This is a genomic window from Luteolibacter sp. Y139, assembly GCF_038066715.1.
Classification (GTDB): domain Bacteria; phylum Verrucomicrobiota; class Verrucomicrobiia; order Verrucomicrobiales; family Akkermansiaceae; genus Haloferula; species Haloferula soli.
Map to the genome: position 1 here is coordinate 54826 of NZ_JBBUKT010000015.1, position 12059 is coordinate 66884.

The 12059-nt window shown below is 61.5% G+C and carries 13 protein-coding genes; 9 read left to right on the plus strand and 4 right to left on the minus strand.

The genetic code is table 11. The features are described from left to right. Nucleotides 1–25: 25 nt before the first annotated feature. Nucleotides 26–1384, plus strand: a complete 1359-nt coding sequence (locus tag WKV53_RS25980) for a hypothetical protein (RefSeq protein WP_341407758.1) — start codon at nt 26–28, stop codon at nt 1382–1384. A gap of 34 nt (nt 1385–1418) precedes the next feature. Continuing rightward, nucleotides 1419–2378, plus strand: coding sequence for a hypothetical protein (locus tag WKV53_RS25985; protein WP_341407759.1), 960 nt, complete (start codon nt 1419–1421; stop codon nt 2376–2378). Between the two features lie 126 nt (nt 2379–2504). Here the strand turns inward: WKV53_RS25985 and WKV53_RS25990 are convergent, their stop codons facing one another. Both WKV53_RS25990 and WKV53_RS25995 read right to left on the minus strand, forming a co-directional pair. After that, the gene (locus WKV53_RS25990; RefSeq protein WP_341407760.1) at nt 2505–2867 is read right to left on the minus strand and encodes a hypothetical protein; all 363 of its coding nucleotides are present in this window, start codon (nt 2865–2867) and stop codon (nt 2505–2507) included. Further along, nucleotides 2833–3180, minus strand: a complete 348-nt coding sequence (locus WKV53_RS25995; RefSeq protein WP_341407761.1) for a hypothetical protein — start codon at nt 3178–3180, stop codon at nt 2833–2835. The genes WKV53_RS25990 and WKV53_RS25995 overlap by 35 nt, the downstream gene beginning before the upstream one ends. 235 nt (nt 3181–3415) lie before the next feature. Here WKV53_RS25995 and WKV53_RS26000 point away from each other — a divergent pair, with 235 nt between their 5' ends. After that, nucleotides 3416–4000, plus strand: coding sequence for an REP-associated tyrosine transposase (locus WKV53_RS26000; protein WP_341407762.1), 585 nt, complete (start codon nt 3416–3418; stop codon nt 3998–4000). A gap of 301 nt (nt 4001–4301) precedes the next feature. On the opposite strand, the gene WKV53_RS26005 is transcribed toward WKV53_RS26000, so the two are convergent. Both WKV53_RS26005 and WKV53_RS26010 read right to left on the minus strand, forming a co-directional pair. Next, on the minus strand, nt 4302–5063 hold the full coding sequence (locus WKV53_RS26005) for a hypothetical protein (protein WP_341407763.1): 762 nt from the start codon (nt 5061–5063) through the stop codon (nt 4302–4304). Nucleotides 5064–5324: 261 nt separating this feature from the next. Beyond that, entirely contained in the window at nt 5325–6029 is a 705-nt protein-coding gene (locus WKV53_RS26010) for an SDR family oxidoreductase (RefSeq protein ID WP_341407764.1), read from the minus strand. 171 nt (nt 6030–6200) lie between these two features. On the opposite strand from WKV53_RS26010, the gene trpS reads away from it, so the two are divergent. The 6 genes from trpS (at nt 6201) to WKV53_RS26040 (ending at nt 11658) form a co-directional block, all read left to right on the plus strand. Further along, nucleotides 6201–7169, plus strand: coding sequence for a tryptophan--tRNA ligase (gene trpS / locus WKV53_RS26015; protein ID WP_341407765.1), 969 nt, complete (start codon nt 6201–6203; stop codon nt 7167–7169). Nucleotides 7170–7257: 88 nt separating this feature from the next. Beyond that, entirely contained in the window at nt 7258–7599 is a 342-nt protein-coding gene (locus WKV53_RS26020; protein WP_341407766.1) for a DUF6547 family protein, read from the plus strand. A gap of 371 nt (nt 7600–7970) precedes the next feature. Beyond that, nucleotides 7971–8723 (plus strand): YebC/PmpR family DNA-binding transcriptional regulator, encoded by a 753-nt coding sequence (locus WKV53_RS26025; RefSeq protein ID WP_341407767.1) that lies wholly within the window; start codon nt 7971–7973, stop codon nt 8721–8723. A gap of 16 nt (nt 8724–8739) precedes the next feature. Continuing rightward, nucleotides 8740–10725 carry a transcription termination factor Rho gene (rho, locus tag WKV53_RS26030; RefSeq protein WP_341407768.1) on the plus strand — a complete coding sequence of 662 codons (1986 nt, stop codon included), beginning with the start codon at nt 8740–8742 and terminating at the stop codon, nt 10723–10725. Between the two features lie 356 nt (nt 10726–11081). Beyond that, nucleotides 11082–11354, plus strand: a complete 273-nt coding sequence (locus WKV53_RS26035; protein ID WP_341407769.1) for a hypothetical protein — start codon at nt 11082–11084, stop codon at nt 11352–11354. Further along, a complete protein-coding gene (locus WKV53_RS26040; RefSeq protein ID WP_341407770.1) occupies nt 11347–11658 on the plus strand; it encodes a hypothetical protein in 312 nt (103 codons plus the stop codon). Before WKV53_RS26035 ends, WKV53_RS26040 begins: the two co-directional genes overlap by 8 nt. The last annotated feature ends 401 nt before the right edge of the window (nt 11659–12059 follow it).

The window sequence follows — 12059 nt, forward strand, 5'->3', positions numbered from 1 at the left end:
TCCACTCATCCTGCCGACGGAAATCATGCCAGATTCCCCTCAACCGATCACGCTCTCGTCCTTTGGCGAGGAGCCGGATTACTTCGAGCCCTACTCGTCACGCTATCTTGTCCGGAATGCCACGGGGCGCTGGCTGCCGCTGCTGGAGTCCGGCTACAAGCGCCACCTGCGAGCCCGCGGCTTGAAATCGAAGCCGGACGAAGGAGACGCGCTGTCGGACATCGATGCCGCCATCCTCGATGTACAGGACCACCGCGACATCTCGCACTACGGTCCCATCTGCGGGAAGAACGCGGGGCTGTTAGAAGCGAATGGCCAGCGCATCCTGGTCACCGAGGACCTGCGGTTGCCCGAGCCCGCGGCGGGATCGTGGGCGAACCTGCGGGCGGTGCTGGAGGGCCTGCTGCAAAGGGGCGAGGAGGAAGCGACCGGACGGCTCCAAGTAGCGACCTTCCACGGATGGATACGGAGCAGCGTGAAGGCCCTGCGAGCGGGCGAGCTCCAGCAGCAGCAGGCGCTCGCGCTATGCGGGCCGCCGCGCTGCGGGAAGTCCTTCCTGCAAGGCATCATCACCCACATGCTCGGGGGCAGGGGAGCGAAGGCGGAGCGCTACTTCTCCGGCAGGACGCCCTTCAATGCCGACCTCTATGCGGCGGAGCACCTGATGCTGGAGGATGAGCACTGCTCCACCCGCATCGAGAACCGGCTGAAGCTCGGCTCCTCGCTCAAGCAGCACACCGTCTCCACCTACCTCGGCAGCCTGCATGCGAAGGGGCGGAATGCGGTGAACCTGCCCGGCTGGTGGCGCGTGTCCATCACGCTGAATGACGATCCCGAGGCGATGATGGTGCTGCCACCGCTGGACCAGCACATCGCGGACAAGATCATCATCCTGCGTGCCTCGGTCTTCCAGTGGCCGATGCCGATGGAGAGCACCTCGGATCGCACGGGCTTCCATGCGAGGATTGTCAGCGAGATTCCCGCTTACCTGCATTGGCTGCTGCATGAGTGGCAGGCACCGCGGGAAGTGATCGATCCGCATCGCTACAATGTGGCGACGTTTCATCATCCCGAGTTGGCGGAGGCGCTGCATTGCTTCTCACCGGAGGCGGAGCTGCATGAGCTGCTCCAGCTCGCGTATGCGGATGCCGCGCTGCATCGCAGGTCAGTGGAGGCGACGGCGGCGGAGATCGAGGCGGCGGTGAGGTATCGCGATCCGGCACGTGCCGATCGTCTCTTCAGTTTCCGGAATGCGTGCAGCACTTACTTGGGAAGGCTGGTGAAGAAGTATCCGAACCAACTCGAAGCGGTGCGTGACAAGACGCACCGCTGGTGGGTCATCGATCATGGATTCCTCTCCAGCCAGCCTCCGGTGACGCGGTGACACGCGAAAGTCATATTCTCAGGAAATAGATAAAATGGCCCTCGATGTGGCGCGGCTGGAGAAGGTCCGGCACAGTCCTGCTGGCAAGATCACCGCCCGCTGTCCGGCCTGTGCGGAAGACGGCGGCGATCGGACCGGCAATCACCTGGTGATCTTCCCCGATGAGAAATTCGCCTGCGCCGCCCGCGCGGGAGACGGGGATCACCGGAAGAGGATCATGGCGCTGGTGGGCATTCGTTCCGAAGTCACCTTCGACGCGGAGCAACGCCGCCAATGGTGGAAAGAGAAGCATGCGACGCGGCAGCGGAGCATCGGGAAGCAGCGTCTTGCGAACTCCGCGCGGCATCGACGGCAGGAACTCATCCGACAATACGGGTGGCTTCGGGAAGAGGTGTGGGAGGATTCACCGCAACGGATCGACAGCGATCTCGTGGCGATGGACCCCGCCCATTTCCTCGGCAGCCTCTTCCTGCCGGATGATCTCCTCTGGACCGGTGAAGTTCATCAAAGCGGCAGTGACTGGCATGCGGAGCGCTGGAAGACCTGCTCGGAGTGGGCTGCCACCAGCACACGCATCGGCCCCATGACCACGCCCGCCGTGTGGATGCCGGGAACGATTTCCCGTGCTTCTAACAACGTGCTCAGGTCTCCGTATGTGGTCCTCGATTTCGATGGCTTCGATGGGATCAAGCCCATCACACCTGACGAGCTTTCGAGACACGTCTTGGACTCACTCGCGATCATCCGCTGGCTCCGCGAAGCCATGGCCTGGCAACTCGCCGCCATCCTCTGGACCGGAGGAAAGAGCCTCCACGCGTGGTTTCACACGCCACCGCCTGAAGTGCTGAAGAGCCTGCTCCCCGTGGCTCAATCCCTAGGCATGGACGCCGGCCTTATCGGACGGCCGGAGCATCCGTGCCGGCTATCGGGGCAGGTTCACAAAGGGAGCGGAAAGGTGTCGCGGGTGATGTGGGTCCAGGCCCGAACCCAGTAGTCGAAGACCCGGACTGCGGCAGCCTGCTGCCGCTCAATGCCAGCAGCCCTGCTGCGGGGAAGGACGGGGTAGATGAGCTCCATCAGAAAGCCAGCCCAATGGACATGCCGCATCGGCTTGTGTCTGCTAAGCGCGTCCCGGCTGACTGACGAATTGCTTCAGGGAGTAGTATGTGGGCGTAAGCCTTCCCATACCCCCGTAAGCTGCCGTGTATTTTCCCTCAAAAGTTTCGAAACACCCGGTTCGCGAAAGTCTGTTCATGAAGTCATCAAGCTGATCCGCCGGAATAGAAAGCTCCCGTGTCAGCGTCTTCTCCAACGCATCCCAAAACTTCTGAGCCAAGGTGTAGTCATTGTCGCCGGGTGCTCGCTCGATGGTTGATGAATACCCATCCAAAATCGAAAGCGCCCTCAGTTCACGGAAGCTCAGCTCATCGAGAATGGAAAGCAGGTCTTCATAAGCATCCGCATCGCACGAGGCATCGGTCACCGTTTGCCAGCAAGTTCGCGAACAGGACAATCTTCTCGCGCCGCCTTGTGTTTCTAGCAGCGTTCGCAGTGATGAAATACTTGTGGAGGAACTCCTCGCTACCAATGACGTCGTTCGATAGTTGGATCTGATTGTTGGAGAGAGCCTCGAAGAATACGGCTGTCCGTTCCTTTCGGATGGCATCGACTTTTCCGGTGATCAGGACATCAACCGCTCCTCCGATTCCGGCGGGGAACAATTGAAGCAATGCTCGCACGAGTTCATGGTCGGCATACCATGCCAAGGCGGTCTCTGATTTGGTGGGCTTTTCCATGAGGCCGGATTGGAACCGGGGAGTGAGGTCGTCGTCTGCTATAATCGGCCGGACGATTTCGACGCATCCGGCAGGGTGCTTCCCCGCAACAGGGCTGCTGCACTGCAGTCCGGGTCTCCGACTGCTGGATCAGGCAGTCCATATGTCCGGTCCGCTCGTTTGATTTCGATCTTAGTAACTCCCCATTGGTGTCTATTCACTTGAACATCTATGGGACGGGAGGCAAAGTGCTTCAGTGATCCCCCAGTCATCCCTTCCTGACGAAGAGACCTGCAAAGGCAGCCGCGATTGGCCTCATGCTCCACCTCATCGTCTCCAGTCCGCCGGGGTCTATTTCCTTACTGCCCGAACTTCTGAGCGTCGGCACTTGCTAGCAGAAGACTCCGCCAAGGATTGGTTCCAAGACACCTTGTTGAAGTTGGCCGAGGAGAAAGGCTGGAGGCTCGAAGCATGGTGCATCCTCTCCAATCACTATCACCTCGTCGCACATAGCCCGAAGGACGGCGGCGCTTCCTTGGGGCAGCTAATCCAGCAGCTCCACGGTCTAACAACCAAGGAGCTGAATCGACGCGATGGCATGGAGGGAAGAACGAGGCTTTGGCAAAACTTCAGGGAGACGTTGCTCGTGGAACAAGCCTCCTACCTGGCCCGGCTCCACTATGTGCATCAGAATGCGGTGCATCACCGGCTTGTGAAGACCGGTTCCGAGTGGAAATGGTGTAGCGCCTTGGCATTCAAGAAAGCCGCTACCCCGGCATGGGTGAAGACGGTGGCTAGTTTTAGATATGACCGGATTGCGGAGTTGGATGAGGATGGGTGATGGGTTTGAATGGTTAGACGGGGCTGAGGGGGCGGCTTGGGCGGGCAGTTTGGCGAGGGGCAGCCACACGGGTGCTTCCCTGCAGCAGGGCTGCTGGCTTCGAGCGGCAGCAGGGCTGCCGCAGTCCGGGTCTCCGACTACTGGTGTCGGGGTCTCTGACGACTTGGGCGACGCGGCCAAGTGTTTGAGCCACCCGCGGAGAAAAATTCCCCGCAAACATGACTTTCGCGCGTCACCGCGTCATCGCAGGCCGGTTCCAGCGCCTTTGCGATGCCTCAGGGCTTCGCTGGCCTGACTCACCTTATTCCTTCCAATACTCCTCCACCCACGGTGCGGGGAGCACGCGGTGGTGGATCTTGCCGGTGGTGACGCCGTTGACGGCGTCGGGCGGATCGGGCTTGCCGTGGAAGACGAGGAACTTGGCGCCCTTCGGTTTCTTGGGTGGGACGAAGAGATTGAGCGGGAAGGGCGGCCGGACGTTGAACTTGAAGCTGCGGACCCATTCTTCCGGCCACCAGTAGCGCTCCTTCATGGCGTAGGTGAGGAAGGCCTGCTCGGTCTGGAAGATGGAGCGGTCCTGGGCGCGGTCCATCTCGCGGAGGAAGGTATCGTAGATGTACTGCGACTTGCCGGCCTCGAAGCGGAAGATGGAGGAGTTCCCGATCTCGGGGCGCTTGTTCAGGATCTGTTTCCGGCGCTCCCACCAGTTGTGGATGATGCAGTTCTTGCCCGGCTGGTAGTCGAAGAGGCAGTCGATGTCATCGAGGATGACGAGGTCGAGATCGAGGAAGAGGGTGGGGCCTTCGAGGTTGGCGAAGCCGTCGCGGGTCATCACCAGCTTGAGGAAGACATTTGGCCACTTGGCCTGGGTGACGCCGGGGTTTTCCGGGAAGGGCAGGGTCTCGATGCCTTCGATCAGGCCTTCGGTATTATCTGTGAGGCACACGAAGCGGAAGGGCCGCTTGAGGTGGCGGCCGATCGAGCGGTAGAGGATATTGACGTAACGGGACGGGTATCGCGTCCCCCACTTCATGCAGATGATATTGACGGGTGCTCCGGGCATCGGGTCGTGTGGCGGCCGGGAGCTTGGCGGCCGGGCGGGGCGGGGGAAAGGCGAATCCGACGGGGCCCTCGAAGAGCAGGAACCGCGAATGGACGCCAATGGACGCGAATGGATCCAGAAAGGCGGGGATTCCGGTTGGGTTTGCTGAGACCGGTAGCCTCGGTGCTTGGTCGCCGCTGGGAATTGACCACGGATGTCACGGATGGTTTTGAGGATGCCTTGATCCGTGGCATCCGCGTTATCCGTGGTTCATTCCAGGGCTCACGCCTGCTGGTCGCTGCTGCGCATGAGGATGTCGCCGATTTCGACGTGGGTAGGCGCTTCCAGGATGGAGAGGATAGAGTAGGCGACGTCCTCGGGCTTGAGCATGGTCATGCTTTCGCGGGTCTTGCGGAGGGAGTCCTCGCGGCCGCGGAAGTATTGGTCGAGGAGCGGGGTATCGACGAAGCCGGGGGAGACGCAGGCGACCTGGACGGGGGAGCTGATGGCCTTGAGCTCATTGCGCAGGGCATCGGTCACGGCGCGGACGGCGAATTTCGTGGGGGCGTAGAAGCCACCGGTGGGCGGGACGCGATGGCCGCTCATGGAGGAGACATTGACGATGCGGCCGCCCTGCTTCGGGAAGTGGCGGAGGGAGAGCTGGCAGCAAAGCGCGAGCGCCATGACATTGACGCGCCACATTTCCTCCCAGTCCGCCGGGTTGCCATCGGTGATGCGGGCGAGGTAGGCGATGCCGGCGCAGTTCACGAGCGCATTGATGCGGCCGAGGTGGCTGAAGACCTCCAGCACTTCCTCGCGTTTCGTCAGGTCGGCCTGGATCGGGGCGACGCCCTGCGGCAGGGAATTCGGCCGGCGGGTGACGCCGAGCACATTCGCCCCGCGGTCCAACAGCAATTCGCACAATGCCCGCCCAATGCCACTGGACGCTCCGGTGACGAGGACGATGGGGCCATCTGGGCTGCTCACGCGGGAAAGGTGGCGGGCGCTGGCTGCGGGTCAATTCGAGACATGGGTCACCAGCAAGTTAGATGCCTTTTCCGGCCGGTATTTGGCGGGAGATCCCCGGAAAACCGGGCCGCATGCAAGAAGTCCGGGTGCCCTTGACCACGGGGGCCGGTCTTGTCCATGTTCCCGGCCATGCGCATTTTGACCGGGCTGCAACCCAGCGGAAAGATCCACGTCGGCAACTACTTCGGGGCGATGGAGCCGGCCGTGCGCCTGCAAGATCAGGGCGAGGCTTTCTATTTCATCGCGAACTACCACGCGATGACGACGGTCAAGAGCCCCGCGGACCTGCGCGCCTACACCCGCGAACTCGCTATCGATTTCCTGGCCTGTGGCCTCGATCCCGAGCGTGCGGTGTTTTTCCTGCAGAGCGCGGTGCCGGAGGTGAATGAGCTCGCGTGGATCCTCTCGACGGTGTGCCCGGTCAGCCAGTTGGAGAAGGCGACCTCGTACAAGGACAAGCTCGCGCACGGCTTTTCACCGAGCCACGGGCTCTTCGCTTATCCGGTGCTGATGGCCGCGGACATCCTGCTCTATGATTCGAACCAGGTGCCGGTCGGCAAGGACCAGAAGCAGCATCTGGAGATCACGCGCGACCTCGCGGGCAAGATCAATGAGGCCTTCGGCGAAGGCACGCTGGTGGTGCCGGAGCCGATCATTCGTGAAGCGACGGCGATCGTGCCCGGCCTCGATGGGCAGAAGATGAGCAAGAGCTACGGCAACACGCTGCCACTCTTCGCCGATCCGGCGGAGGTGAAGAAGCTCATCATGAAGAAGCTGGTGACGGATGCGACACCGCTGGAGGATCCCAAGCCGAAGGAGAACTCCACGCTGCTCGCGCTGTATCGCCTGATGGCGAGCGATGCGGATGTGGCGACGATGGAGGCTGACTTCGATCGCGGCGGCGTTGGCTATGGTGACTTCAAGAAGCGTCTGTTAGATGCGTATCTCGAACGCTTCGAGCCGATGCGCGCGCGCCGTGAGGAATTGCAGGCCGATCCGGGATACGTCGATGAAGTGCTTGCGAAGGGTGCGGAGAAGGCGCGTGCCGCGGCGGCGCCGGTGATCGACCGGGTGAGGCGTGCGGTGGGCTTGGCGTGAGCTGAAGCGAGAGGCGGTGAATGAGGCTCGTGTGACACGGCGCTCATGAGTAGGTGTTTCGCGCCGATGAGGCGCGATGCTCCTTGAAATGAGTGCGGAACTTGATGCCTACAAAAAGTTTGTCGACGGGTTGGTAAATTACAAGGGGTCGGTGACCTACATCATCGACGCCTTCGAAACGAAGCGGTGGAATCATCCTCCGTCTGCCATCTTGAACGACCTTCCCGATGAGGTGAGGGAAGCCGTGGTCTCCGTGATGCGGAAGGCCGCAGAGACGGCGATTCACGATGTGCTGGTGCAGATCGTTGATGGAGAATATGCACTCGAACGCGACGGGGTCCGGTTGGCGTGCCGTCCTTTCGATGGGGCGCTGCACGATGATTTTATCGCGCGAGTTGACGGCATTCCATGGCCGGATGAGCACTCGTGACCGGGGTAAATGAATGGGGTGGGGGCGGAATCGGCGAGCCACCGGCGAATGGAGACGCAGGACTTTTTGAAATGAAATGAGGGCTTGGGTGGCCTTTTTAAAAGGAACGGAGGGGTTTCGGAGGCTTCCGGAGGGGGTGAAATTTTTGCTTTGCCAAGCCGCCGGGACGGGCGCATCTTCCCTTTGTCCGATGGACGTGGGCAGCCGCAGGATTTGCAGCCGCCGCCGGGATTGAAAGCCTTGTCGCGATGGTTTCGCACAGGACACGGCATTCCCCAAACCCGGTCCCTTCGTCCCCCTTACTTATTCCCGTACCCTAACAAGGTCATGGCCGGATTGCGGCCGTCTCCTCCGATTTTTCCAAGCGATCCATGGCTGGTCACAACAAGTGGTCCAAGGTCAAGCACATCAAGGCACGCGTCGATGCCATCAAGGGCCGCGTCTTCAGCAAGTGCGCCCATGAAATCGCGCTTGCGGCCCGTGCCGGTGGGGGAGATGTCGGCATGAATCACCGCCTGCGCGCCGCCGTGGACAATGCCAAGGCGGTCTCGATGCCGAAGGATGGGATCGATCGCGCGATCAAGAAGGGGCTCGGCGAACTCGGCGGGGATGCGATCCAGGAGGTGACCTACGAGGGCTACGGCCCGGCCGGCATTGCCTTCATCATCGAGGCGGCCACGGATAATCTGAACCGTACCGCGGCGGACATCCGCGCGATTTTTTCAAAGAATGGCGGCGCCGTCGCCACGCCCGGCAGTGTGTCGTATCAATTCGACCGCAAGGGCGAGATCCGCGTGCCCGCCGCCGGCATCGGCGAGGACCAGATGATGGACGCCGCCATCATGGCCGGCGCCGACGATGTGCAGGGCGATGAATCCGAGCACGTCATCTACACCTCTCCGACCGAACTCGCCGCCGTGGCTTCCGAGCTCCGCAAGGCGGGCTTTGCCATCGCTTCCGAAAAACTCACCTCAGTCCCCCAAACCCCCTCAGTCGTCGCCGATCCGGACATCGCGCGTCATGTGATGAAGCTCTACGACCTGCTCGATGGCTACGACGACACCTTGAACGTTTTCACCAATTTCGAAGTCGCCGACGAGGTTCTCGCGGCACTCGACGCCTAACAATTTTTCTTTCCGCATGAGCGAACACACGACTCAGGACACCGCCGGCTACGAATCTGCCGCGGAGACTCCTTCCGATGCTGCCAAGCCCGCCAAGAAGGCGGCTACGAAGGTGGCGAAGAAGGCAGCCGCCAAAAAGACCGCCGCGAAGAAGACGGCTGCCAAAAAGACCACGGCAAAGAAGGCCGCAAAGGTGGCCGAGGCCGCTCCCGCGCCTGCACCCGTGGCACCACCCGCACCCGTGCAGGCGGTCTTCCAGCTCGAGGAACCGCCCGCACCCAAGGCCAAGGCGGTGAAGACCGCGAAGAAGGCGGCCAAGAAAGCGAAGGCAGCTCCGGTTGAAGAATCCTTTTCCATTGCCGAGCCCGCTCCGGTGAAAGCACCCGCAGAAGCGAAGCCGGTAGCCGCTGAAAGAAATGCGCCTCCCACGCATGCCGAGGAGTGGTCGCCGAGTTCGTCAGAAGCCCACTCAGGCGATTCCAAGCCCGTGACCTTCGGCCGTGTGCCGGGCGGTGGCCCGGTGCATCGCGATGACCGCGGCGATCGCCAGCAGAACCACCCGCAACAACAGCAGCCCCGTCATGAAGGTGGTGGTGGTGGTGGTGGTGGTGGTGGTAATAGCGGTGGCGGTGTCGGTGATCGCACCGATGCCAACCGCGAGCGTCGCAAGCGCCGCCGCAAGCGCCGCCGTGAACGCGACCGCGATGCCCGCCAGGGAGGCGGTGGTGGTGAGCAGGGAGATCGTCCCGAGCGCCACGATCGTCAGCAGGGTGAGCGTCAGGATCGCCAGCAAGGTGAACGCCAGGAGCGGCAGGATCGCCAAGAGCGCCAGCCGATGGCGGAGAGGCAGCGAGCCGAACCGGTCGAGCGTCCGCCTGCCTTCAGCGGCCCGAAGGTCGATGTGGATGGCATGCTGGAACTCGCGCCGAAGGGCTTCGGTTTCCTGCGGGTGCCTTCGAAGAACTTCGAGCAAGCGCGTGATGATGTCTTTGTTTCACCCGAGATGGTTCGCCGCTACGGCCTGCGTCCCGGGGTGTGGATCCATGGCATTGCCCAGGAGGGATCGCGCGGACAGCAGCTGGTGGAGCTTACCACCATCAATGGCTTTTCACCCGATGAGGCGAAGAAGTTCCCGGCCTTCGAGGAGCTCAAGGCGGTCAATCCGAGCAAGCGCATCTCCTTCGAAACGACGCCCGATCGCTACACCACCCGCGTGCTGGATCTGATGGCACCGGTCGGTCGCGGCCAGCGTGGCCTGATCGTTTCGCCGCCACGCTCTGGCAAGACCACGCTGCTGCTTCACATCGCTGAGGCCGTGCGTGAGCTTCACGATGAGACGCTGCACCTGATGATCCTGCTGGTGGATGAGCGGCCGGAAGAAGTCACCGAATTCCGCCGCACGCTGCCGGGCGCCGAGATCTACGCGAGTTCGAATGACGAGGGCGCGCGCAGCCACTGCCGCATCGCCGAGATGTGCATCGAGCGCGCGAAGCGCCTGGTGGAAGGTGGCAAGCATGTCTTCCTGCTGATGGATTCCATCACGCGTCTCGCCCGCGCCTACAATGGCAACGCGGGTGGCGGTCGCGGTCGTGGCATCGGCAGCGGTGGTGTCACCGTGGGTGCGCTGGAAGTTCCGCGGCGCTTGTTTGCTGCCGCGCGCAATACGCGTGATGCGGGTTCGCTGACGATCCTTGCCACCGCCTTGATCCAGACGAACAGCCGCGCGGATGAAGTCATCTTCCAGGAGTTCAAGGGCACCGGGAACATGGAGCTCGTGCTCGATCGCAAGATCGCCGAGAACTACGTCTACCCGGCCGTGGACATCTTCAAATCCGGCACTCGCCGTGAAGAGCTGCTCCTTCCGGAGCACATGCTTCACAAGATTCACCTGATCCGCCGCGGCCTCTCGGGGCACCGGCCGGTCGAGGCGATGGAGCGGCTGCTGTTCTTCCTGAAGAAGTTCCCGAACAACCCGAACATGCTGCTCGGGATTAAGGGCTGAACTTCATCTGGTTGACTCTTCCGTCCCAACGGGACGATTCATAAAAGCCCGGCACGAAGTGCCGGGTGATGCAGTCGAGGGATTGGTCTCCCAACGGGAGACTTCATGTGGGGTGAGGCGGACTTGTCCTGGAGCTGATGCGAGAGCTTCTTGATGGTTTTTCTTACTCTGAAGATGGATACAGCCGTTAGACGCATGATGCGTCCCTGTAGGACGCCATGGCATCTGGCCGTTTACCCGGCACTTCGTGCCGGGCTGTTATGAGCCGTCCCGTTGGGACGAAGAATGAGCCTTACCGTTGGGACTACGAATGGCTCCGGCAAATCCCGATCTCATCGGCATTAAAGAGGCAAGCCATGAGCCTCCTCGCCTCGGTCCTTTCGTTCTTCTGTTTCCTCGCCGCCACCGTCGTGATGACCCCGGCGATGGGAGAAGATGGTAGCATGGGTTTTCTGACGGAGAATCTGCCCGCGACGATTTTCGGGGCGTCGGGATTTCTTGTGCTCGCCGGGACGGTGTTTGCGTCACGAACCAAGGCACCATCCGGTGACCCGGCACCGGTTCCAACGAGCGCGAAAACTTCGAATTGCCCCGCCGTGAATCCCGGTGAAAATGCCGGCCGTGCCTGACACCATTGAAGCCGAGGTGCTGGAGATCGACGGCAAGCTGCCGCCGCCTCCGCATCAGCCCGAACCGCCGCGCCGGGATGACCCATGGCAGGCGATGCGTGGGCGGGTGATCAAACTCGACCGCCGCTGGTGGCCGCTGTGGGTGGTGCTCGGAATCATCGCCCTCGTTTTGGCTCTGACCGTCGGCGTGGTGGTCGCGGCGGTGATGATCGTCTTTAAGATCATCGGCAGCGTGCTCCGCCTCCTGGTCGGCGGGGGTGGGGGAGGAAATCAGGCCGGAACTTCGCTCTCGCGGCGGTCCTAACGGGCCCTTGTGGAGAAATCCCCATGTTATTCACAATCCTGGTGGGGAGAAAACCCGCTTGTTAAGCGGGTTTGGTGGCAAAATGCATACCTGCTATTACAGCCTGAATTGGGCATGGCTGCCGGTGGTGGGAAATTGTGAATAACTTGTGGGTAATACGTGTGAAACGGATCTGTAACTTTGTAAAATGCTCGATGGTAGTGACTTGCGATGAATTTCGGATTCGCGGTGCTGCTGGAGGGCGGTGAACAAAGTCGGGTATTTGATTGACCCGTCACGGTTCGGCACTTTTCCGGGAGTCCTTTTCTAGCAGAACCTTGGTGCGAGGCATGCTTTTTGCCCGAGGGGAAAATCAGACGATCTCCCAGGTTATTCACAAATGTGGCAGGAATTGGGGAAAT

Bases quoted from the DNA above. Each gene is read 5' to 3' on its own strand.
- WKV53_RS25980 (WP_341407758.1), top strand. From the start codon at position 26: ATGCCAGATTCCCCTCAACCGATCACGCTCTCGTCCTTTGGCGAGGAG.
- WKV53_RS25985 (WP_341407759.1), top strand. From the start codon at position 1,419: ATGGCCCTCGATGTGGCGCGGCTGGAGAAGGTCCGGCACAGTCCTGCT.
- WKV53_RS25995 (WP_341407761.1), bottom strand. From the start codon at position 3,180: ATGGAAAAGCCCACCAAATCAGAGACCGCCTTGGCATGGTATGCCGAC.
- WKV53_RS26005 (WP_341407763.1), bottom strand. From the start codon at position 5,063: ATGCCCGGAGCACCCGTCAATATCATCTGCATGAAGTGGGGGACGCGA.
- trpS (WP_341407765.1), top strand. From the start codon at position 6,201: ATGCGCATTTTGACCGGGCTGCAACCCAGCGGAAAGATCCACGTCGGC.
- WKV53_RS26020 (WP_341407766.1), top strand. From the start codon at position 7,258: ATGAGTGCGGAACTTGATGCCTACAAAAAGTTTGTCGACGGGTTGGTA.
- WKV53_RS26025 (WP_341407767.1), top strand. From the start codon at position 7,971: ATGGCTGGTCACAACAAGTGGTCCAAGGTCAAGCACATCAAGGCACGC.
- rho (WP_341407768.1), top strand. From the start codon at position 8,740: ATGAGCGAACACACGACTCAGGACACCGCCGGCTACGAATCTGCCGCG.
- WKV53_RS26035 (WP_341407769.1), top strand. From the start codon at position 11,082: ATGAGCCTCCTCGCCTCGGTCCTTTCGTTCTTCTGTTTCCTCGCCGCC.